Raw genomic sequence first — 19,140 nt, 5'->3', positions numbered from 1 at the left:
GGGGGATCCCTGACCCCTCACAAGGCGTGCTTCTGTAGTCCTTTTTCCCTGTATTGGATTTCCCCATGAGTTCTGTTGCTGTGTTCAGCAAAGCCTCGCCGTTCGATGCACTGCAGCGCTGGCTACCCAAACTGGTGCTGGCGCCCAGCATGTTCATCGTGTTGGTGGGTTTCTACGGCTACATCCTGTGGACGTTTGTGCTCTCGTTCACCACCTCTACGTTCCTGCCAAGCTACAAATGGGCGGGTCTTGCGCAATACGAGCGGTTGTTCGACAACGACCGCTGGTGGGTGGCGAGCAAGAACCTGGCGCTGTTCGGCGGGATGTTCATCGGCATCACTCTGGTGATCGGCGTGACGCTGGCGATTTTCCTCGACCAGAAAATCCGCCGCGAAGGTTTTATCCGCACCATTTACCTGTACCCGATGGCGCTCTCGATGATCGTCACCGGTACCGCCTGGAAATGGCTGCTCAACCCGGGCATGGGCCTGGACAAACTCCTGCGTGACTGGGGCTGGGAAGGCTTCCGTCTCGACTGGCTGATCGACCCGGACCGCGTGGTCTACTGCCTGGTGATTGCCGCCGTGTGGCAAGCCTCCGGCTTCATCATGGCGATGTTCCTCGCTGGCCTGCGTGGCGTTGATCAGTCGATCATCCGTGCCGCCCAGATCGACGGCGCGAGCCTGCCGCGCATCTACTGGAGCGTGGTGCTGCCGAGCCTGCGTCCGGTGTTCTTCAGTGCGGTGATGATCCTGGCGCACATTGCGATCAAGAGCTTCGACCTGGTGGCGGCCATGACGGCCGGTGGCCCGGGCTATTCGTCCGACCTGCCCGCCATGTTCATGTACTCGTTCACCTTCAGCCGTGGCCAGATGGGCATGGGCTCGGCCAGTGCAATCCTGATGCTCGGTGCGATCCTCGCGATCATCGTGCCTTACCTCTACTCCGAGCTGAGGACCAAGCGTAATGACTAGTCTCGCTGCCAAACCTGCCATCAGCCTGAGCCGCATCGCGATCTACGCGGTGTTGATCCTCGCTGTATTGCTGTACCTGGTACCGCTGGTGGTGATGTTGCTCACCAGCTTCAAGACCCCGGAAGACATCAGCACCGGCAACCTGTTGAGCTGGCCGACCGTGGTCAGCGGCATCGGCTGGGTCAAGGCCTGGGCCACCGTGGATGGCTACTTCTGGAACTCGCTCAAGATCACCGTGCCGGCCGTGCTGATTTCCACCGCCATCGGTGCGTTGAACGGTTATGTGCTGTCGTTCTGGCGCTTCCGTGGTTCGCAGCTGTTCTTCGGCTTGCTGTTGTTCGGCTGCTTCCTGCCGTTCCAGACCGTGCTGCTGCCCGCGTCGTTCACCCTCGGCAAGATGGGCCTGGCCAGCACCACCACCGGCCTGGTGTTTGTGCACGTGGTGTACGGCCTGGCGTTCACCACGCTGTTCTTCCGTAACTACTACGTGAGCATCCCGGATGCGCTGATCAAGGCGGCACGCCTGGACGGTGCCGGTTTCTTCACCATCTTCCGCCAGATCATTCTGCCGATGTCCACGCCGATCATCATGGTCTGCCTGATCTGGCAGTTCACCCAGATCTGGAATGACTTCCTGTTCGGTGTGGTGTTCTCCAGTGGCGACTCCCAGCCCATCACGGTGGCGCTGAACAACCTGGTCAACACCAGCACCGGGGCCAAGGAATATAACGTGGATATGGCGGCGGCGATGATCGCCGGGCTGCCGACCCTGCTGGTCTATGTGATCGCAGGCAAGTATTTCGTGCGCGGCCTGACGGCCGGCGCGGTCAAGGGGTAATCATGGCTACGCTTGAACTTCGCAATGTAAACAAGACCTATGGCGCCGGCCTGCCCGACACCTTGAAGAACATCGAACTGTCGATCAAAGAGGGAGAGTTCCTGATCCTGGTCGGCCCTTCGGGTTGCGGTAAGTCAACGCTGATGAACTGCATCGCCGGCCTTGAGACCATCACCGGCGGCGCGATCATGATCGGTGACCAGGACGTCAGCGGCATGAGCCCCAAGGACCGTGACATCGCCATGGTGTTCCAGTCCTACGCGCTGTACCCGACCATGAGCGTGCGCGAGAACATCGAGTTCGGCCTCAAGATCCGCAAGATGCCCCAGGCCGACATCGACGCCGAAGTGACGCGCGTGGCCAAGCTGCTGCAGATCGAACACCTGCTCAACCGCAAGCCGGGCCAGCTCTCCGGCGGCCAGCAACAGCGCGTGGCCATGGGCCGGGCCCTGGCGCGTCGGCCGAAGATCTACCTGTTCGACGAACCGCTGTCGAACCTCGATGCCAAGCTGCGCGTCGAGATGCGTACCGAAATGAAGCTGATGCACCAGCGCCTCAAGACCACCACCGTCTACGTGACCCACGACCAGATCGAAGCGATGACCCTGGGCGATAAGGTGGCGGTGATGAAGGACGGCATCATCCAACAATTCGGCACGCCGAAAGAAATTTACAACGACCCTGCTAACCTATTTGTGGCAAGCTTTATCGGTTCACCACCGATGAACTTCGTTCCTATGCGCCTAAAACGCAAGGACGGGAAGTTGGTGGCGCTGCTTGACAGCGGCCAGGCGCGATGCGAATTGCCGCTGGGTATGAACGACGCCGGCCTGGAAGACCGTGATGTGATTCTGGGCCTGCGCCCGGAGCAGATCGTGCTGGCGGCGGGTGAGGGTAATGGTTCATCGAGCATTCGTGCCGAGGTCCAGGTCACCGAGCCGACCGGCCCGGACACACTGGTGTTTGTGCAGCTCAATGACACCAAGGTCTGCTGCCGTTTGGCGCCTGATGTGGCGCCGCAGGTGGGCGAGACCCTGACACTGCAATTCGATCCATCCAAGGTATTGCTGTTCGACGCCAACACGGGCGAGCGCCTCGGCACTGCTTCTTCATTGCCCGCACAGGGGCATGCGGACAACGTGGCCCAATTCAAAGGCCGCTGAAGTAGATAACTTGTTGTTTTAGATGAAAAAAAAGTAACCCGCGTTAGATAAAAACAGTTTAATAACAATAAAGACGAGGATGTAGGGATGAAAAAGCAACACAACAACACTCGGCTGATCTGCCAACTGTCAGCAGCAGCAGCCCTTGTACTGTCCGCCAATGCGATGGCGGCCGATGCATTCAGTGCCGACTCCAAGTGGATGACCGGCGATTGGGGCGGCGAGCGTACCAAGCTGATCGAGCAAGGTATCGACATCAAGGCTGACTACGTAGGGGAAATGGGCGCCAACCTGCGCGGCGGCTACAACGACGACAAGACCGGCCGTTACTCCGACCAGTTCGGGTTGGGCGTGGCGCTGGACCTGCAAAAGCTGTGGGGCTGGGATAACACCCAGGCCAAGATCCAGCTGACTAACCGTAATGGCCAGAACATCTCCAACGACCGCATTGGCGACCCGCGTGCCGGCACGCTGAGCTCGTCCATGGAAGTCTACGGTCGTGGCCACATGGTGCGTCTGACCCAGTTCTGGATTCAGCACCAGATGTTCGACAACAAGCTGGACGTGAAGCTCGGCTACTTCGGTGAAGGCGAAGACTTCAACACCTTCCCGTGCGACTTCCAGAACCTGTCGTTCTGTGGCTCCCAGGTCGGCAACTATGTAAACACCTGGTACAACTGGCCGGTCAGCCAGGCCGCGATCCGCGTGAAGTACAACATCACGCCTGAGCTGTATGCGCAAATCGGTGCGTACAACCAGAACCCGTCGCAGCTGGAGCACGGCAACGGCTTCAAGCTCAGCGGCAGCGGCACCAAGGGCACTGTGATTCCGGTGGAATTGGTCTGGTCGCCGAAGGTGAATAACCTGCCGGGCGAATACCGTGTGGGTTACTACAAGAGCGCCGCCGATGCTGCTGACGTTCGTGAAGACGTCAATGGCAACGATGCTGCTACCACCGGTGCGGCCTACCGTACCCGCAGCAGCAAAAAAGGCTACTGGTTCGTTGCCCAGCAGCAACTCACCACCCATAACGGCGACGCTTCCCGTGGCTTGAACATCGCCGCCAACGCGACCTTCCACGACAAGGAAACCAACCTGGTCGACAACTACCAGTCGTTGATGCTGGTGTACAAAGGCCCATTCGACGCGCGTCCGAAAGATGACGTCGGTATTGGTGCCGCGCGTCTGCACGTCAACGATGACGTGAAGAAAAACGCCGAACTGCTGAATGCCGCCAACGGCGTGGCCGACTACGACAACCCGCTGTTCTCGCCGATCCGCGAAACCGAGTACAACTTCGAAATCAACTACGGTTTCCACGTCACCAACTGGCTGACCGTGCGTCCCAACCTGCAATACGTTGTCCAACCGGGCGGCGTGGATAAAGTCGACAACGCGCTGGTGGCGGGCCTGAAAATTCAGTCTACGTTCTAACGCTGTTGCGATAAGCTCCTTCTCTCTGTGCGCATTTTGCGGGTAGCCATGGCTATCCGCTTTTTTTTGGGTGGCACTGTGATATTTGGGACCGTGGCACATGCATGAGCAACCGCTGCAACGCTTTTTCAAATCCCTGCGCGAGCGTCCGGTGTTCGCCTGGGAGCGCTTTCAGATGCGCGACGTGTTGGTAATCGACCATCCGCTGTGCCAGGCGGTGTTCAGTCGCCAGGGCGCGCAACTGTTGCACTTTCAGCCCCGTGGCCAGAAACCCTGGTTGTGGTGTGCGGCCAAGTGGCCGCAAGTCGGCGCCATCCGTGGCGGCATACCGGTGTGCTGGCCATGGTATGGCCGCCATCCGAGCGAAAACGCTTGGCCGTCCCATGGTTGGGCGCGGTTGATCGACTGGAAACTGCTCGACAGCAGCAGCGACGACGACGGCGTGCGCCTGCACTGGCAATTGCAGCTGTGCGACTGGCAGGTCGACCTGCACGCGCACCTGGGCGACACCCTGGAATTGCGCCTGAGCACCGAGCACCAGGACGAGTTGCCGTGCCAGTTGAGCCATGCTTTGCACGCTTACTGGCGTATTGGTCACGTTGATGAGATAGCGCTGTCTGGGCTCGACGGCGCGCACGGTTACGACCAGCTCAATCGCCAGGCGTGCCAGCAGGAAGGCGAACTAAGGGTTGATGGCGGCTGCCAGCGGGTGTTCCAGCACGATGGCGAACTGCACCTCAAGGATCACGCCTGGCAGCGTGAATTGTGCATTGATACCGGCGACAGCGCCGACACCGTCGTATGGCATCCCGGCAGCCGGCCGCTGCTGGGGGTGAGCTTCAACGAAGCGTCGGGGTTTGTGTGCGTGGAGTCGGCGATGGCCGGGGCGAGTCTGGCGCCGGGGGAGAGGGCGCATCTCAGTTTGCAGGCGCGGGCAGGCGCCTAGCACATTGTCGTAGATACCGTCTTATCCGACACTGCGCAAAACCGTAGCAGCTGCCGAGCGCAAGCGAGGCTGCGTCAGGCGCGCTGCCGATTCAAGCCCGAGTCGCGGCCGACGCAGCCTCGCTTGCGCTCGGCAGCTGCTACGGTGGCAGGGGCTTAGTTGAACTCATCCCCCACCGGATACCGGCTGTCATTCAAGCTCTCTTTGATCTTGCGCAAATGCGGCTGGAAATCCACTCCACGGCGCAAGGTCATACCGGTCGCCAGCACATCCAGCACCGTCAACTGAATGATCCGTGAGGTCATCGGCATATAGATGTCGGTGTCTTCGGGCAGCGGAATGTTCAGGCTTACGGTACTGGCCTTGGCCAGCGGCGAGTTCTCGGCGGTTACGCCCAGCACCGACGCACCGTTTTCCCGGGCGATACGCGCCACTTCCACCAGCTCACGGGTGCGCCCGGTGTAGGAAATAATCACGAACAGCTCGCCCGTGTGGGCCACCGAGGCGATCATGCGTTGCATCAGCACGTCGGCGTGGGCGGTGACCGCCAGGTTGAAGCGGAAAAACTTGTGCAGCGCGTCCATGGCCACCGGGGCCGAAGCGCCCAGGCCGAAGAAGTGGATCTGCCGCGCCTGGATCAACAGGTCCACGGCCTTGCTGATCAGGGCCGGGTCCAGGGCCTGGCAGGCGGCGTCCAGCGAGGCGATGGCGCTGCCAAAGATCTTCTGGGTGTAGGCCTCGGGGTTATCATCGGCCTCCACGGCGCGGCTGACATACGCTGCGCCACTGGCCAGGCTTTGCGCCAACTGCAATTTAAGTTCAGGGTAACCGCTGACGCCGAACGAACGGCAGAAACGGTTGACCGTCGGTTCACTGACCGAGGCGGCCTGGGCAAGGGCTGCGATGGAGAAGCGGGTCGCCTGCTGCGGGTTGAGCAGGATGACCTCGGCCACTTTTTTCTCAGCCTTGTTCAATTCTTCGAGGCGGTTCCGGATCTGTTCCAGAAGATTTCGCACGCGGTCCATTCAGTCTTTCCTTCGGGCGACGATGCAAATAAAGGGTGGCAACCAATCGACGAGTGGCCTTTTGCGGTGGCCTATCCTACTGAGGGTAGCTGAACACCACCACTCGGAATGCGTATTTCCGGAAAATGTTGTGGTTATTACTACATTTTTCCTTGAGTGATGCCTTGAAAAAAGGTATTTGTAGCTTAACTTGATAAAAGAACAAACATCATGCCTTCGATAACCGTAGAACCCTGCACCTTTGCCCTGTTTGGCGCCTTGGGTGATCTGGCGCTGCGCAAGTTATTTCCTGCCCTCTATCAACTCGATGGCGCCGGGCTGCTGCACGACGATACCCGTATCCTGGCCCTGGCCCGGGAAGCCGGTTCCGAGCAGCAACACCTGGCCCATATCGAAAAAGAATTGCGTAAATACGTCGGCAAGGAACTGGACGAGAGCATCGCCCAGCGCTTCCTGGCGCGCCTGACCTATGTCCACGTCGACTTCATGAAAGCCGATGACTACGTGGCCCTGGCGGAAAAGGCCGGCACCGAGCAACGCCTGATTGCCTACTTCGCCACGCCTGCGGCGGTGTACGGTGCGATCTGCGAGAACCTGTCCAAGGTCGGCCTGGCGGAAAACACCCGCGTCGTGCTGGAGAAACCCATCGGTTCGGACCTGGAATCCTCGCGCAAGGTCAACGACGCCGTGGCGCAGTTCTTCCCGGAAAACCGCACCTACCGTATCGACCACTACCTGGGCAAAGAGACCGTCCAGAACCTGATCGCCCTGCGTTTCGCCAACAGTCTGTTCGAAACCCAGTGGAACCAGAACTACATCTCCCACGTGGAAATCACCGTGGCCGAGCAGGTCGGTATCGAAGGCCGTTGGGGCTATTTCGACAAGGCCGGCCAGCTGCGCGACATGATCCAGAACCACCTGCTGCAACTGCTTTGCCTGATCGCCATGGACCCGCCGGCCGACCTGTCCGCCGACAGCATCCGTGACGAGAAGGTCAAGGTGCTCAAGGCCCTGGCGCCGATCAGCCCGGATGGCCTTACCACTCAAGTGGTGCGTGGCCAGTACATCGCCGGCTACAGCGCCGGCAAGCCGGTGCCCGGTTACCTGGAAGAAGAGAACTCCAACACCCAGAGCGACACCGAAACCTTCGTCGCCCTGCGCGCCGATATTCGTAACTGGCGTTGGGCCGGGGTGCCGTTCTACCTGCGCACCGGCAAGCGCATGCCGCAGAAGCTGTCGCAGATCGTCATCCATTTCAAGGAACCGTCCCACTACATCTTCGCCCCCGAACAGCGCCTGCAGATCAGCAACAAGCTGATCATCCGCCTGCAGCCGGACGAAGGTATTTCCCTGCGCGTGATGACCAAGGAGCAGGGCCTGGACAAGGGCATGCAACTGCGCAGCGGGCCACTGCAATTGAATTTTTCCGACACCTATCGCAGCGCGCGCATCCCCGATGCCTACGAGCGTTTGCTGCTGGAAGTGATGCGCGGCAATCAGAACCTGTTTGTTCGCAAAGATGAAATCGAAGCCGCGTGGAAGTGGTGTGACCAGTTGATCGCCGGGTGGAAAAAATCCGGTGATGCGCCCAAGCCGTATGCGGCGGGGTCCTGGGGGCCGATGAGCTCGATTGCACTGATCACGCGGGATGGGAGGTCTTGGTATGGCGATATCTGAATTGAAACTGCCTCGGGGCGTGACTGCCCACGAGTACCGCACGCCTGTGCTGCTGGCGGACGGCCTGGCCAACGACGTGGCCGAACAACTGCGCGCGGCCATCAGTGCCCGTGGCGAAGCGACCCTGGTGGTGTCCGGTGGCCGCAGCCCCGTGGCGTTTTTCCAGAACCTGGCCAAGCAAGGCCTGGACTGGTCCAAGGTCACCATCACCCTGGCCGATGAGCGCTGGGTGCCGGTGGAACACGCCGACAGCAATGCCGGCCTGTTGAAGCAGCACCTGTTGCAAGGCCCGGCGGCCAAGGCCAGGTTCCTCAGCCTGTACAGCGCCGCCGCCAACCTTGAAGACGCTGCCGAGCAGGCCGATCGCCTGCTGGCCGAGTTGCCGGCCATTGATGTGCTGGTGCTGGGCATGGGCGATGACGGCCACACCGCATCGCTGTTTCCCAACAGCCCGAACCTCGCCGCTGCACTGCAGGCCGACGGTACCCGCCGTTGCTGGCCGATGCTGGCGCCGACCGTGCCGCACCAGCGCCTGACCATGAGTCGCGCATTGCTGGCCACGGCCCACTACACCGCGCTGTCGATTTCCGGCAGTTCGAAATTGACCACCTTGAGCGCCGCGCTGGCCAGTGACGACGTCGCTGCCATGCCGATTCGCGCGTTTTTGCAACCTACTTTAGAGATTTACTGGTGCCCATGAGCCAAGGATCAGCCGCTATGAAAAGCCCTCAACCGACCGTGTCCATGGCGGATAAAGTTGCCCTGATCGACAGCCTCTGCGCCAAGGCGCGGATCCTGCCGGTGATCACCATTGCCCGCGAGCAGGACATCCTGCCGCTGGCCGATGCCCTGGCAGCCGGTGGTTTGACCGCATTGGAAGTGACCTTGCGTTCCGAGTTCGGCCTCAAGGCCATTCAGGTGCTGCGTGAGCAGCGGCCTGAACTGTGCACCGGCGCCGGCACCGTACTCGACCGCCACATGCTTGAAGCGGCAGAAGTCGCCGGTTCGCAATTTATCGTCACCCCCGGCATCACCCGTGACCTGCTGGAAGCCTCGGTGCACAGCCCGATCCCGCTGCTGCCAGGCATCAGCAACGCCTCCGGCATCATGGAAGGCTACGGCCTGGGCTACCGTCGCTTCAAGCTGTTCCCGGCCGAAGTCAGCGGTGGTGTCGCCGCGATCAAGGCCTTGGGCGGCCCGTTCGGCGAAGTGAAATTCTGCCCGACCGGCGGCGTCGGCCCGGCCAATATCAAAAGCTACATGGCGTTGAAAAACGTGATGTGCGTGGGCGGCAGCTGGATGCTTGACCCGGAGTGGGTCAAGAACGGCGACTGGGCCCGCATCCAGGAAGTCACCGCGCAGGCGCTGGCGCTGCTGGATTGATCTGATTCATCGAATCGTTGTTGCTGTGCTTAACGGCATTTTTGCGGTGCACTTGGTCGGTGTACCGCTTTTTTTTTGCCGGTAAAAACCTGAGGCCCACCTTTAATCTCTGCTTAGCTCGGTAATGGCATTGACCAGGACATTGATGTCCTCCGCCGACGTCACCAACCCCGGTGTCACGCGGATACAGGTACCAAACGCCGCACCGGTGCGCGTAGTAGTGAACAGCCCATAGTCCTTGAGCATGCGATCCACCATCACCTGCTGATCCCGCCCGCTGAACTTGAACGCCGTAATCCCGCAATACAGCCGTGGATCATCCGGCGTCAGCACCTCGATCCCCGGCAACGGTCGCACCTGTCTCACCCATAAATCCCGCAGGTAATTGATCCGCGCGCCCTTGGCCGCCGCGCCACCCAGCGCGCGATGTTCTTGCAGTACCAGCGGCAAGGTCATCAGTGCCGGAAAGTTCGGCGTGCTGTACGACGTACGCGCCCGCACGTCGGTGGCGGGGTAGTGGAACTCGCCCATGTCCGGATCAATGTCAGCCAGGCGTTTGGGGGCGATATAGAGGAACCCCAGGGTCAGCGGCGCGCCGATCCATTTGTGCAGGTTGAAGCCGGCGAACGCAATGCCCAGTTCGGCGAGGTTGAGCTCGATCTGGCCCAGTGCATGGGCGCCGTCGAGGATCACGTCGATGGCATGCTCACGCGCAGCCTTGGCGATGGCCTCTACGGGCATCACCAGGCCGGTGCGGTGGGTCACATGGGTCAGTGCCATGAGCTTCAGGCGCGGGTATTGGGCGAACGCATCGCGATAGGTCTGCATCAGGCTGTCGAAACTGGCCGGGTGGGTGTGGGACAGTTCTATCACCTCCACACCGCGAACCCCCGCCAACCAGCGCATCGCGCCTTTGACCGTGTCGTACTCCAGGTCGCTGATCAGCACCTGATCGCCGGGTTGCAGGCGGTTGTAGTTGCGGATCAGCGACTGCAAGGCTTCGGTGGCGTTGCGGGTAAAGGCGACTGCCTCGGGGTCGACGTCGATCAGGCCTGCGAGTTGGCGACGGATCTCGACGTTTTCACCTTGCTCGAAGCGCTGGCGCACATACAGCGAGTTGCTGCGGTTGATAAACGCCACATGCTCCAGGTACTGCGCCTGCACCTCGCGGCTCATACGCCCGAAGTAGCCGTTCTCCAGGTTGATCGGGCCGGGCTCCAGCGCATAGCGCTGGGCGATGGCCTGCCAGTGAGGTTCGTTGTCAGCATTCCTTGGCATGGCGAGTCTCTTAATGGCGGGGGGCGGGTTTGCCGTGTTTAACGCGCAGCGGTTCCAACAATTCGGACAAACCGTTGTGGTCGATTTCCTGCATCAATGCCAGCAACCCGCCCAGTTCGCCGTGGGGAAAGCCTTCACGGGCGAACCAGTTCAGGTAGGGGCCCGGCAGGTCGGCGATGATCCGGCCCTTGTACTTGCCGAAGGGCATTTCGCGGGTGATCAGCAGTTCGAGTTTTTCGGGATTCATGGGCTTCGTGTTGAGTGAGGCGAGGTCTTCGAAAATACAGGCATTCTGCATGAAGGCCAAATGACAGATCATGCAAATAACGTACATACAGATGGTTCAAATATTTTTAAGTGATTGAAAATAAACATAAAAGTAATTTTTCAAAACCTGGCACGAGCGCTGCAATCATTAAGGCAACCCTTCTTCACCTGCCTAAGGAATTGAAAAATGACTGACATCAACAAAGAATCGATCTCCGTACTGAACGACCTGATCGAGACCAGTATCGACGGCCAGAAAGGCTTCAAGGAATGCGCAGAAGACATCAAGCATCCGGAACTCAAGGCGCTGTTTGCCAAGCGCTCCGCTGACTGCGCTACCGCCGCCGCCGAATTGAAGACCGCCGTGCGTGCCCTGGGCGGTGATCCGGAAGACTCCGGCAGCGTAGCCGGCGCCCTGCACCGTGGCTGGGTCGACGTGAAGTCGATGGTGACCGGTAAGGACGAAGAGGCTGTGCTGAACGAAGCCGAGCGCGGCGAAGATCACGCACTGAAGGCTTATAAAGAAGCCATCGAGAAGATCAACAAGCACAACCTGCTGGGCATTCGTGACCTGGTTGAGCGTCAGTACCACGGCGTGCAACGCAATCACGACCAGGTAAAAGCCCTGCGTAACCAGGCTCGCGCTCAGTCGTAAGCGCTCCTAAGCGCTGCTGTGTAAGACATGTGGGAGGGGGCTTGCTCCCGATAGCGGTGGATCAGTCGATATTTCAATGACTGACACACCGCCATCGGGGGCAGCCCCCTCCCACATTTGCAGGGTGTTGGCCTTGAAAACCGTACTCAGCCGATGCTGATCGGCGGCAACTCGGTCAAGGTCACGACCTGCTGCTTGCGTGGTGCAAGAATTTCCGCCTCGCCATCCACGACCAGCTCATCGCGCTGGTTGAACACACGGGTGGCAATGCGTACGCGAAACTTCGGCAGCTTCTCGAGGATTTCCAGGCGCACGGTCAGGGTATCGCCGATTTTCACCGGCTTCTGGAAGCTCATCTGCTGGCCGATATAGATAGTGCCCGGCCCGGGCAGCTCACACGCAACAGCCGCGCTGATCAGGGCGCCGCTGAACATACCGTGGGCGATACGCTCCTTGAACATGGTCGCCTTGGCGTATTCGGCATCCAGGTGTACAGGGTTGTGGTCGCCGGACATGGCGGCAAACAGCTGGATATCACGCTCTTCGACGGTCTTGCTGTAGCTGGCGGTCTGGCCGACTTCAAGGGCTTCGTACGGGGTGTTGGTTACCTGGGTCATCTAAAGGTGCATCCTGTGGCTAATCGGTAATTTAACTATCTGATTTTAAACGTAAATTTATTCGCAGTGGGCCGGCCTGCGCAAGGTCAGGGCCTGGTCGAGCCACGTCAGCACATCGGCGGTGACTTCGTCGCGATTGGTTTCGTTGAACACTTCGTGACGCGCCTGCGGGTAGATATTCAGTTGCAGGTGCTGGCTGCCGGCCTCACGCAGGGCATGGGCCAGGCTTTTGAGACGCTTGCCCTCACTGACCGGATCACATTCGCCGCCCATCACCAGGATCGGCAGGCCCGGATCGATCTGGGCGAGATTGGACGCTTTGCTGATTTGCTGCAAGCCGCCGAGCAGATCGATCCATAGTTGGTTGGTACAGCGGAAGCCGCAGAGTGGATCGTTGATGTATTTGTCGACTTCGTTCGGGTCACGGCTGAGCCAGTCGAACGCGGTGCGAGTGGGCTTGAATGCCTTGTTGAACGAGCCGAACGACAGGAACTCGATCAACGCACTGCGCCCGCGCACACCCTGGCGCAGGCGTTCGGCGCGAGCGATCAGCCGTGCGGCGCGGTACAGCGCCACGGGCTGGAAATTCGAACCGCTGAGAATCGCTCCATGCAGGCTGGCGCTGTGGTGCAGCAGGTAGGCCTGGGCGATATAGCTGCCCATGCTGTGGCCCAGCAAAATGATCGGCAGCCCCGGCTGCTGCTGGCCGATGTGCTGGTTGAGGCTGGCCAGGTCGCCGACCACTTTGTTCCAGCCATCCTTTTCGGCATACAGGCCCAGCGTACCTTCGTCGGCGGTGCGGCCGTGGCCACGCTGGTCCGGCGCATACACGCCATAGCCTGCACTGCACAAGGCTTCGGCCAGCCGCGCATAGCGCCCGCTGTGCTCCGCCATGCCGTGGGACAGCATGACCACCGCCTTGGCCGGGCCGTCGGGCATCCAATGATTGACGTACAGGCGGCTGCGGTCATTCGCGGTCAGCCAGAAGGTGCTGTGGTTCATGGGGTTCCCTTTCTCAAGGTCTGCTCAAGGTCTGCTCGACGTTGTTGCAGTGTATAGCTCATCTGTCAGGCGACGGGGTATCTGCCTGCGCATCAGGGACAAGATTCATACAATCAATGACGCAATTTGCTGTATTTGCCTGCTTGGCCATAGCTGCTAACGTCCCCCAAGCTCCGCTTTCTATAAAAGCGGCCGGACACCTTCAGGTAAGGGGACAAGAATAATGCAACCTGATTTCTGGAATGACAAACGCGCGGCGGGCGTTCCCAATGACATCGACCTGTCGGCCTACAAGTCGGTAATCGAAGTCTTCGAGCGCTCGTGCAAGGCCTTTGCCGACCGTCCGGCATTCAGCAACATGGGCGTCACCCTGACCTACGCCGAGCTTGAGCGCCAGAGTGCGGCGTTCGCCGGCTACCTGCAGCAGCACACCGACCTCAAGCCCGGCGAGCGCATCGCCGTACAGATGCCCAACGTGCTGCACTACCCGATCGCCGTGTTCGGCGCACTGCGCGCCGGGCTGATCGTGGTCAACACCAACCCGCTCTACACCCCGCGCGAGATGCGCCACCAGTTCAAGGACGCCGGCGTGCGTGCCCTGGTCTACCTCAACCTGTTCGGTTCGCGGGTGCAGGACGTGTGCACCGACACCGAGATCGACTACCTGATCGAAGCCAGGATGGGCGACTTCATGCCCGCTGCCAGAGGCTGGCTGGTCAACACCGTGGTCGACAAGGTCAAGAAGATGGTCCCGGCCTACCACCTGCCGCGTGCGGTGTCGTTCAAGCGCGCCCTGCGCATGGGCGCGGGCCTCGGCGTGACGCGCCATCCGGTGAACCTGGACGATATTGCCGTGCTGCAATACACCGGCGGCACCACCGGCCTGGCCAAGGGCGCGATGCTCACCCATGGCAACCTGGTGGCGAACATGCAACAGGCGCGCGCGTGCATGTCCCAGGTGGGCGACGACGGCCACCCGCTGATCAAGGAAGGGCAGGAGGTGATGATCGCGCCGCTGCCGCTGTACCATATCTATGCCTTCACCGCGAACTGCATGTGCATGATGGTCTCGGGTAACCACAACGTACTGATCACCAACCCCAGGGACATCGGTGGGTTTATCAAGGAGCTGAAAAAGTGGCGCTTTACCGGGCTGCTGGGACTCAACACGCTGTTTGTGGCGTTGATGGACCACCCGGAGTTCAAGAACCTGGATTTCTCCCACCTCAAGCTCACCAACTCCGGCGGTACGGCCCTGATCAAGGCTACGGCCGAACGCTGGGAGCAGATCACCGGCTGCTCGATCGGCGAGGGCTATGGTCTGACGGAAACCTCGCCGGTGGCCAGCACCAACCCCTACGGCAAGAAATCACGCCTGGGGACCGTGGGCATCCCGGTGCCCGCCACGGCGATGAAGGTAATTGATGACGAAGGCACCGAGCTGCCCCTGGGCGAGCGCGGTGAGTTGTGCATCAAGGGCCCGCAGGTGATGAAGGGCTACTGGCAGCAACCGGCGGCCACTGCTGAGGCCCTGGACGCCGAAGGCTGGCTGAAGACCGGTGACATCGCGGTGATCGACGAAGATGGGTTTGTGCGCATTGTCGACCGCAAGAAGGATTTGATCATCGTCTCGGGTTTCAATGTGTACCCCAACGAAATCGAGGACGTGGTGATGGCCCATCCGGCCGTGGCCAACTGCGCGGTGATCGGCGTGCCGGACGAGCGCACGGGGGAGGCGGTGAAGCTGTTCGTGGTGGCGCGTGCAGAAGGGGTGAGCCTTGAGGAGTTGAAGGCGTACTGCAAGACCAACTTCACGGGTTACAAGGTGCCCAAGCACATTGTGTTGCGCGACTCGTTACCGATGACGCCGGTAGGGAAGATCCTGCGCAGGGAACTACGCGACATCGCCTGATGTGAGATGCGGTACAAATGTGGGAGGGGCGGTGCGAGGATTCGACTTGCCCCCTCCCACATTTGTCGTGCGTCGTCCTGAAGGCCTTATTCCAGAGCCTTTCATCAAGGTATTTCACTTCTGTTTAAAGTGTGACCAAATATTGTAGGACAGTCGTGATTATGACTGCGGGGCCCTCTTTAGGCTCTAGTCGGCCCTTGGCAAAGCTGCTACTCTCGGCGCGCTTTGTGACGTCTAGGCCTGCTTGAAAGCGCCAGATTCACCAAAAAAAACATACACCAATAATAATCGCATCAAATGCGATGATGAATTCGCGTCGCTGAGGAGTGGGCTTCCATGCACGAAGACTTTTGGAAGGATAAGTACCCCGCCGGGATTGCTGCAGAAATCAATCCAGACGAGTATCCGAATATTCAGGCGGTATTGAAGCAGTCCTGCCAGCGCTTCGCCAACAAACCGGCCTTCAGCAACCTGGGCAAGACGATCACCTACGGTGAATTGTACGAACTGTCCGGCGCCTTCGCCGCGTACCTGCAACAGCATACCGACTTGAAGCCCGGCGATCGCATTGCCGTGCAGTTGCCCAATGTCCTGCAATACCCGGTCGCCGTGTTCGGTGCCATCCGTGCCGGCCTGATCGTGGTCAACACCAACCCGCTGTACACCGCGCGGGAAATGGAACACCAATTCAATGATTCCGGCGCCAAGGCGCTGGTCTGCCTGGCCAACATGGCCCACCTGGCGGAAAAGGTCGTGCCCAAGACCGCCGTCAAGCATGTGATCGTCACCGAAGTCGCCGACCTGTTGCCGCCGCTCAAGCGCCTGCTGATCAACAGCGTCATCAAGTACGTGAAGAAAATGGTCCCGGCCTATCACTTGCCCAAGGCGATCAAGTTCAACGACGTACTCGCCAAGGGCCAGGGGCAAGCGGTCAACGAAGTCTGCCCGGCCAGCGGCGATGTGGCCGTATTGCAATACACCGGTGGCACCACCGGCGTGGCCAAGGGCGCGATGCTCACCCACCGCAACCTGGTCGCCAACATGTTGCAATGCAAGGCGCTGATGGGCTCCAACCTCAATGAAGGTTGCGAGATCCTGATCACGCCGCTGCCGCTGTACCACATCTATGCATTCACCTTTCATTGCATGGCGATGATGCTGATCGGCAACCACAACATCCTGATCAGCAACCCGCGCGACCTGCCGGCGATGGTCAAGGAACTGTCGAAGTGGAAGTTCAGCGGCTTTGTCGGCCTGAACACTCTGTTCGTGGCGCTGTGCAACAACGAAGCCTTCCGCAAGCTGGACTTCTCCGCGCTGAAAGTCACCCTGTCGGGCGGCATGGCCCTGCAACTGGCGGCGGCCGAGCGTTGGAAAGCCGTGACCGGTTGCGGCATCTGCGAAGGCTACGGCATGACCGAAACCAGCCCCGTGGCCACGGTGAACCCGATCCAGCATATCCAGATCGGTACCATCGGCATTCCGGTGCCGTCGACCCTGTGCAAGGTCATCACCGACGACGGCGTCGAGCTGGCCCTGGGTGAAGTCGGCGAACTGTGCGTCAAGGGCCCGCAGGTGATGAAGGGCTACTGGCAGCGCGAAGACGCCACCGCCGAGATGCTCGACAGCGAAGGCTGGCTGAAGACCGGCGACATCGCGATCATCCAGCCGGATGGCTACATGCGCATCGTCGATCGCAAGAAAGACATGATCCTGGTCTCCGGTTTCAACGTGTATCCCAACGAGCTGGAAGACGTGCTGGCGGGCCTGCCGGGCGTGCTGCAGTGCGCGGCCATCGGTGTGCCGGATGAAAAGTCCGGCGAACACATCAAGCTCTTCATCGTGGTCAAGCCGGGCGCCACCCTGACCAAGGAGCAGGTCATGGAGCATATGCGCGCCAATGTCACCGGCTACAAAGTGCCAAAGGCCGTGGAGTTCCGCGATGCGTTGCCGACCACCAACGTGGGCAAGATCCTGCGCCGCGAATTGCGCGATGAAGAGTTGAAGAAACTCGGTCTTAAAAAGTAATCCGATCCAAATGTGGGAGGGGCTTGTCCCCTCCCACATTTTTTTTGACCGCGTTCTTACACGGCGAACTGCGCGAAGCTGACACCCGCACCCGCCGGCCGCACATCCTTCAAGAACGAATCCTTATCCGCGCTCAGCTCCAGGGTAATCTCCGGCTTGCGCTTGCCTGCGTTGCGCACCACCAGTCCCTCGAGCTTTTCACGCAGGAACACGGTCGGCACCTTCAGGTGCAGCAGCTGGTCGGTCTCGGCGTTGTGCATCAACAGGTGAATCCACTCGTACTGGCCGACGGCAATACGCCCCACCGGCAGATCGAACCACCAGATGTTGCGTTTGCGGTCCAGGTCGGTGAAGTGGCAGTTATTGACGCCGAGTACGGCACCGCCCAGTTCCTGGTTTCTGCGGGCGATGGCCTGTGCTTTATTGAGTTTCATAACCTTCCTACGGGATCTGTTATTCAGCGTTGGAGCCTGAATGTGCCGGGCATTCTCGTGGGTTGGCTGCAAAACATAAAGCCAAACCTGTCGTTGGCGATGAAATGTTCACCGAAAAATAATTGAAACTCTGCCGAACGGCCTTGGGTCAATCTCTACGTAATGACCAAAACCCTTTGATTGTTCTTTCGGAGAAATACCATGGGCAGCACAGCGGATAAGGCAAAAGGTTTGAAAGACGAAGCCGTCGGTAACATCAAGCAAGGCGTCGGCAAAGTCACCGGCAACGACAAACTACGCGCTGAAGGCGTCGTGCAGGAAAAGAAAGGCCAGGTTGAAAAAGCCGTGGGCGACACCAAGGACGCGGTGAAAAAAGCGACCAAGTAAGACTGCCATCGTGCAGCCCGACGGCCATCCACGGATGGCCGTTTTTATGTCACATGCAGTGATTAAAGTTTCGAAATTGTTTCAAGGTCGCCAAATAGGCTACCTTGATGTAGAAAACGGCCCCTGAGTCGCCCACGACCCCCTTTTTGCGGCGAAAGGAGACGCTATGATTTTTCCGGTTCTCGATGGTCTCAAGCTCCACACAGTGCTGGTGCGCACCGTCAAGGAATTCGTCGATGACGAGATGTCCACCTACGCCTCGGCACTGGCCTACCAGATGCTGTTTTCGTTATTTCCCTTCCTGCTGTTCCTTATCGCCCTGATCGGTTTCCTGCACCTGCCGGACTTTTTCACCTGGCTGCGCCTGCAATCGGAGCTGGTGTTGCCGCCCCAGGCCCTGGAGCAGGTCAACCCGGTGATCGACCAGTTGCAGCAATCCAAGGGTGGCCTGCTCTCGGTGGGTATCGTGATTGCCCTCTGGACCGCCTCCGCTGGCGTGCGCCTGATGATGAGCGCCATGAACGCCGCGTACGACGTCGTGGAAGGCCGGCCGATCTGGAAGCGTTTCCCGCTGTCGGTTTTCTACACCATCGGCATCGCCGGCATGCTGCTGGCCGCCGCCGCGCTGATGGTGCTCGGCCCACAGGTGATGGAATGGCTGGCCGGCCAGATCGGTATGCAGGAATTCGTGGTGACCTTGTGGACCATCGTGCGATGGCCGCTGATCGTGATCCTGCTGATGTTTGCCGTGGCCCTCATGTATTACGTGATGCCGGACGTCGAGCAGAAGTTTCGCTTTATTACCCCGGGTTCGGTGCTCGCGGTGGTGGTGTGGATCGTCGCCTCCCTCGGTTTTGGCTACTACGTCAAAACCTTCGCCGACTACAACGCCATGTATGGCAGCATCGGTGCGATCATCGTGTTGCTCCTGTACTTCTACATTTCCGCCGCCGTGCTGTTGCTGGGGGCGGAGATGAATGCCGTGATCGAGCACATGTCGGCCGAAGGCAAGGAGCCAGGCGCAAAGGATTTCGATGAGCCCGCGCCCGCGCACGAAAAACAACATGTCTCCGGCCTCGGCCGCGACCACTCCAAACCCACTACCGATGAAGTCTGATCG

General features: G+C 59.9%; 19 protein-coding genes. 13 read left to right on the top strand and 6 right to left on the bottom strand.

Annotated elements, in window-relative coordinates; translation table 11 throughout:
* Positions 1-65: 65 nt before the first annotated feature.
* The 5 genes from PspCFBP13509_RS21425 to PspCFBP13509_RS21405 all read left to right on the top strand — a co-directional run bounded on the left by PspCFBP13509_RS21425 (position 66) and on the right by PspCFBP13509_RS21405 (position 5,355).
* Entirely contained in the window at positions 66-974 is a 909-nt protein-coding gene (locus tag PspCFBP13509_RS21425) for a carbohydrate ABC transporter permease (RefSeq protein ID WP_003175732.1), read from the top strand.
* Positions 967-1,812 (top strand): carbohydrate ABC transporter permease, encoded by an 846-nt coding sequence (locus tag PspCFBP13509_RS21420; protein WP_027605592.1) that lies wholly within the window; start codon positions 967-969, stop codon positions 1,810-1,812. The genes PspCFBP13509_RS21425 and PspCFBP13509_RS21420 overlap by 8 nt, the downstream gene beginning before the upstream one ends.
* 2 nt (positions 1,813-1,814) lie before the next feature.
* On the top strand, positions 1,815-2,975 hold the full coding sequence (locus PspCFBP13509_RS21415; protein WP_137212659.1) for an ABC transporter ATP-binding protein: 1,161 nt from the start codon (positions 1,815-1,817) through the stop codon (positions 2,973-2,975).
* A gap of 87 nt (positions 2,976-3,062) precedes the next feature.
* Positions 3,063-4,409 carry a carbohydrate porin gene (locus PspCFBP13509_RS21410; protein WP_027605594.1) on the top strand — a complete coding sequence of 449 codons (1,347 nt, stop codon included), beginning with the start codon at positions 3,063-3,065 and terminating at the stop codon, positions 4,407-4,409.
* A 100-nt stretch (positions 4,410-4,509) separates the two neighbouring features.
* Positions 4,510-5,355: a D-hexose-6-phosphate mutarotase gene (locus PspCFBP13509_RS21405; protein WP_065947865.1), complete on the top strand. Its 846-nt coding sequence runs from the start codon at positions 4,510-4,512 to the stop codon at positions 5,353-5,355.
* Between the two features lie 155 nt (positions 5,356-5,510).
* On the opposite strand, the gene PspCFBP13509_RS21400 is transcribed toward PspCFBP13509_RS21405, so the two are convergent.
* The gene (locus PspCFBP13509_RS21400; RefSeq protein ID WP_169898656.1) at positions 5,511-6,371 is read right to left on the bottom strand and encodes a MurR/RpiR family transcriptional regulator; all 861 of its coding nucleotides are present in this window, start codon (positions 6,369-6,371) and stop codon (positions 5,511-5,513) included.
* 219 nt (positions 6,372-6,590) lie between these two features.
* Between PspCFBP13509_RS21400 and zwf the strand changes: the two genes are divergently transcribed.
* Genes zwf through PspCFBP13509_RS21385 form a run of 3 tightly spaced genes read left to right on the top strand, consistent with a single transcriptional unit; the run spans position 6,591 to position 9,440 of the window.
* On the top strand, positions 6,591-8,057 hold the full coding sequence (gene zwf / locus PspCFBP13509_RS21395; RefSeq protein WP_027605596.1) for a glucose-6-phosphate dehydrogenase: 1,467 nt from the start codon (positions 6,591-6,593) through the stop codon (positions 8,055-8,057).
* Positions 8,044-8,757, top strand: coding sequence for a 6-phosphogluconolactonase (gene pgl / locus PspCFBP13509_RS21390; protein WP_027605597.1), 714 nt, complete (start codon positions 8,044-8,046; stop codon positions 8,755-8,757). Before zwf ends, pgl begins: the two co-directional genes overlap by 14 nt.
* A 17-nt stretch (positions 8,758-8,774) precedes the next feature.
* Positions 8,775-9,440 (top strand): bifunctional 4-hydroxy-2-oxoglutarate aldolase/2-dehydro-3-deoxy-phosphogluconate aldolase, encoded by a 666-nt coding sequence (locus tag PspCFBP13509_RS21385; protein WP_026067364.1) that lies wholly within the window; start codon positions 8,775-8,777, stop codon positions 9,438-9,440.
* 102 nt (positions 9,441-9,542) lie between these two features.
* Here the strand turns inward: PspCFBP13509_RS21385 and PspCFBP13509_RS21380 are convergent, their stop codons facing one another.
* Positions 9,543-10,718 (bottom strand): aminotransferase class V-fold PLP-dependent enzyme, encoded by a 1,176-nt coding sequence (locus tag PspCFBP13509_RS21380; protein WP_137212658.1) that lies wholly within the window; start codon positions 10,716-10,718, stop codon positions 9,543-9,545.
* A gap of 10 nt (positions 10,719-10,728) precedes the next feature.
* The gene (locus tag PspCFBP13509_RS21375; protein WP_017139191.1) at positions 10,729-10,965 is read right to left on the bottom strand and encodes a DUF3820 family protein; all 237 of its coding nucleotides are present in this window, start codon (positions 10,963-10,965) and stop codon (positions 10,729-10,731) included.
* Positions 10,966-11,172: 207 nt separating this feature from the next.
* Between PspCFBP13509_RS21375 and PspCFBP13509_RS21370 the strand changes: the two genes are divergently transcribed.
* Positions 11,173-11,640, top strand: coding sequence for a ferritin-like domain-containing protein (locus tag PspCFBP13509_RS21370; RefSeq protein ID WP_032891010.1), 468 nt, complete (start codon positions 11,173-11,175; stop codon positions 11,638-11,640).
* A 146-nt stretch (positions 11,641-11,786) separates the two neighbouring features.
* Here PspCFBP13509_RS21370 and PspCFBP13509_RS21365 read toward each other — a convergent pair whose 3' ends face one another.
* Entirely contained in the window at positions 11,787-12,257 is a 471-nt protein-coding gene (locus PspCFBP13509_RS21365; protein WP_003175719.1) for a MaoC family dehydratase, read from the bottom strand.
* A gap of 57 nt (positions 12,258-12,314) precedes the next feature.
* Entirely contained in the window at positions 12,315-13,259 is a 945-nt protein-coding gene (locus PspCFBP13509_RS21360; RefSeq protein ID WP_065925284.1) for an alpha/beta hydrolase, read from the bottom strand.
* Positions 13,260-13,482: 223 nt separating this feature from the next.
* Here PspCFBP13509_RS21360 and fadD2 point away from each other — a divergent pair, with 223 nt between their 5' ends.
* Together fadD2 and fadD1 are read left to right on the top strand one after the other, a co-directional pair.
* Positions 13,483-15,171, top strand: a complete 1,689-nt coding sequence (gene fadD2 / locus PspCFBP13509_RS21355; RefSeq protein WP_065925283.1) for a long-chain-fatty-acid--CoA ligase FadD2 — start codon at positions 13,483-13,485, stop codon at positions 15,169-15,171.
* Positions 15,172-15,507: 336 nt separating this feature from the next.
* Positions 15,508-17,199 (top strand): long-chain-fatty-acid--CoA ligase FadD1, encoded by a 1,692-nt coding sequence (gene fadD1, locus PspCFBP13509_RS21350; protein WP_027605602.1) that lies wholly within the window; start codon positions 15,508-15,510, stop codon positions 17,197-17,199.
* A gap of 56 nt (positions 17,200-17,255) precedes the next feature.
* Here fadD1 and PspCFBP13509_RS21345 read toward each other — a convergent pair whose 3' ends face one another.
* On the bottom strand, positions 17,256-17,633 hold the full coding sequence (locus PspCFBP13509_RS21345) for a hypothetical protein (RefSeq protein ID WP_027605603.1): 378 nt from the start codon (positions 17,631-17,633) through the stop codon (positions 17,256-17,258).
* A gap of 201 nt (positions 17,634-17,834) precedes the next feature.
* Between PspCFBP13509_RS21345 and PspCFBP13509_RS21340 the strand changes: the two genes are divergently transcribed.
* Positions 17,835-18,020: a CsbD family protein gene (locus tag PspCFBP13509_RS21340; RefSeq protein WP_016973106.1), complete on the top strand. Its 186-nt coding sequence runs from the start codon at positions 17,835-17,837 to the stop codon at positions 18,018-18,020.
* Positions 18,021-18,186: 166 nt separating this feature from the next.
* A complete protein-coding gene (locus PspCFBP13509_RS21335; protein ID WP_027605604.1) occupies positions 18,187-19,137 on the top strand; it encodes a YihY/virulence factor BrkB family protein in 951 nt (316 codons plus the stop codon).
* Positions 19,138-19,140: the final 3 nt, after the last annotated feature.

Origin of the sequence: Pseudomonas sp. CFBP13509 (assembly GCF_005233485.1) — a bacterium.
GTDB classification, from domain to species: Bacteria; Pseudomonadota; Gammaproteobacteria; order Pseudomonadales; family Pseudomonadaceae; genus Aquipseudomonas; species Aquipseudomonas marginalis.
The sequence above is the reverse complement of the archived record's forward strand: the minus strand, read 5'-3'. Positions and strand labels throughout refer to the sequence as shown.

What these genes read in the sequence shown, in the direction of transcription:
- PspCFBP13509_RS21425 (WP_003175732.1), top strand. Translation starts at nt 66, where the DNA reads ATGAGTTCTGTTGCTGTGTTCAGCAAAGCCTCGCCGTTCGATGCACTG.
- PspCFBP13509_RS21420 (WP_027605592.1), top strand. Translation starts at nt 967, where the DNA reads ATGACTAGTCTCGCTGCCAAACCTGCCATCAGCCTGAGCCGCATCGCG.
- PspCFBP13509_RS21415 (WP_137212659.1), top strand. Translation starts at nt 1,815, where the DNA reads ATGGCTACGCTTGAACTTCGCAATGTAAACAAGACCTATGGCGCCGGC.
- PspCFBP13509_RS21410 (WP_027605594.1), top strand. Translation starts at nt 3,063, where the DNA reads ATGAAAAAGCAACACAACAACACTCGGCTGATCTGCCAACTGTCAGCA.
- PspCFBP13509_RS21405 (WP_065947865.1), top strand. Translation starts at nt 4,510, where the DNA reads ATGCATGAGCAACCGCTGCAACGCTTTTTCAAATCCCTGCGCGAGCGT.
- zwf (WP_027605596.1), top strand. Translation starts at nt 6,591, where the DNA reads ATGCCTTCGATAACCGTAGAACCCTGCACCTTTGCCCTGTTTGGCGCC.
- pgl (WP_027605597.1), top strand. Translation starts at nt 8,044, where the DNA reads ATGGCGATATCTGAATTGAAACTGCCTCGGGGCGTGACTGCCCACGAG.
- PspCFBP13509_RS21385 (WP_026067364.1), top strand. Translation starts at nt 8,775, where the DNA reads ATGAAAAGCCCTCAACCGACCGTGTCCATGGCGGATAAAGTTGCCCTG.
- PspCFBP13509_RS21380 (WP_137212658.1), bottom strand. Translation starts at nt 10,718, where the DNA reads ATGCCAAGGAATGCTGACAACGAACCTCACTGGCAGGCCATCGCCCAG.
- PspCFBP13509_RS21375 (WP_017139191.1), bottom strand. Translation starts at nt 10,965, where the DNA reads ATGAATCCCGAAAAACTCGAACTGCTGATCACCCGCGAAATGCCCTTC.
- PspCFBP13509_RS21370 (WP_032891010.1), top strand. Translation starts at nt 11,173, where the DNA reads ATGACTGACATCAACAAAGAATCGATCTCCGTACTGAACGACCTGATC.
- PspCFBP13509_RS21365 (WP_003175719.1), bottom strand. Translation starts at nt 12,257, where the DNA reads ATGACCCAGGTAACCAACACCCCGTACGAAGCCCTTGAAGTCGGCCAG.
- PspCFBP13509_RS21360 (WP_065925284.1), bottom strand. Translation starts at nt 13,259, where the DNA reads ATGAACCACAGCACCTTCTGGCTGACCGCGAATGACCGCAGCCGCCTG.
- fadD2 (WP_065925283.1), top strand. Translation starts at nt 13,483, where the DNA reads ATGCAACCTGATTTCTGGAATGACAAACGCGCGGCGGGCGTTCCCAAT.
- fadD1 (WP_027605602.1), top strand. Translation starts at nt 15,508, where the DNA reads ATGCACGAAGACTTTTGGAAGGATAAGTACCCCGCCGGGATTGCTGCA.
- PspCFBP13509_RS21345 (WP_027605603.1), bottom strand. Translation starts at nt 17,633, where the DNA reads ATGAAACTCAATAAAGCACAGGCCATCGCCCGCAGAAACCAGGAACTG.
- PspCFBP13509_RS21340 (WP_016973106.1), top strand. Translation starts at nt 17,835, where the DNA reads ATGGGCAGCACAGCGGATAAGGCAAAAGGTTTGAAAGACGAAGCCGTC.
- PspCFBP13509_RS21335 (WP_027605604.1), top strand. Translation starts at nt 18,187, where the DNA reads ATGATTTTTCCGGTTCTCGATGGTCTCAAGCTCCACACAGTGCTGGTG.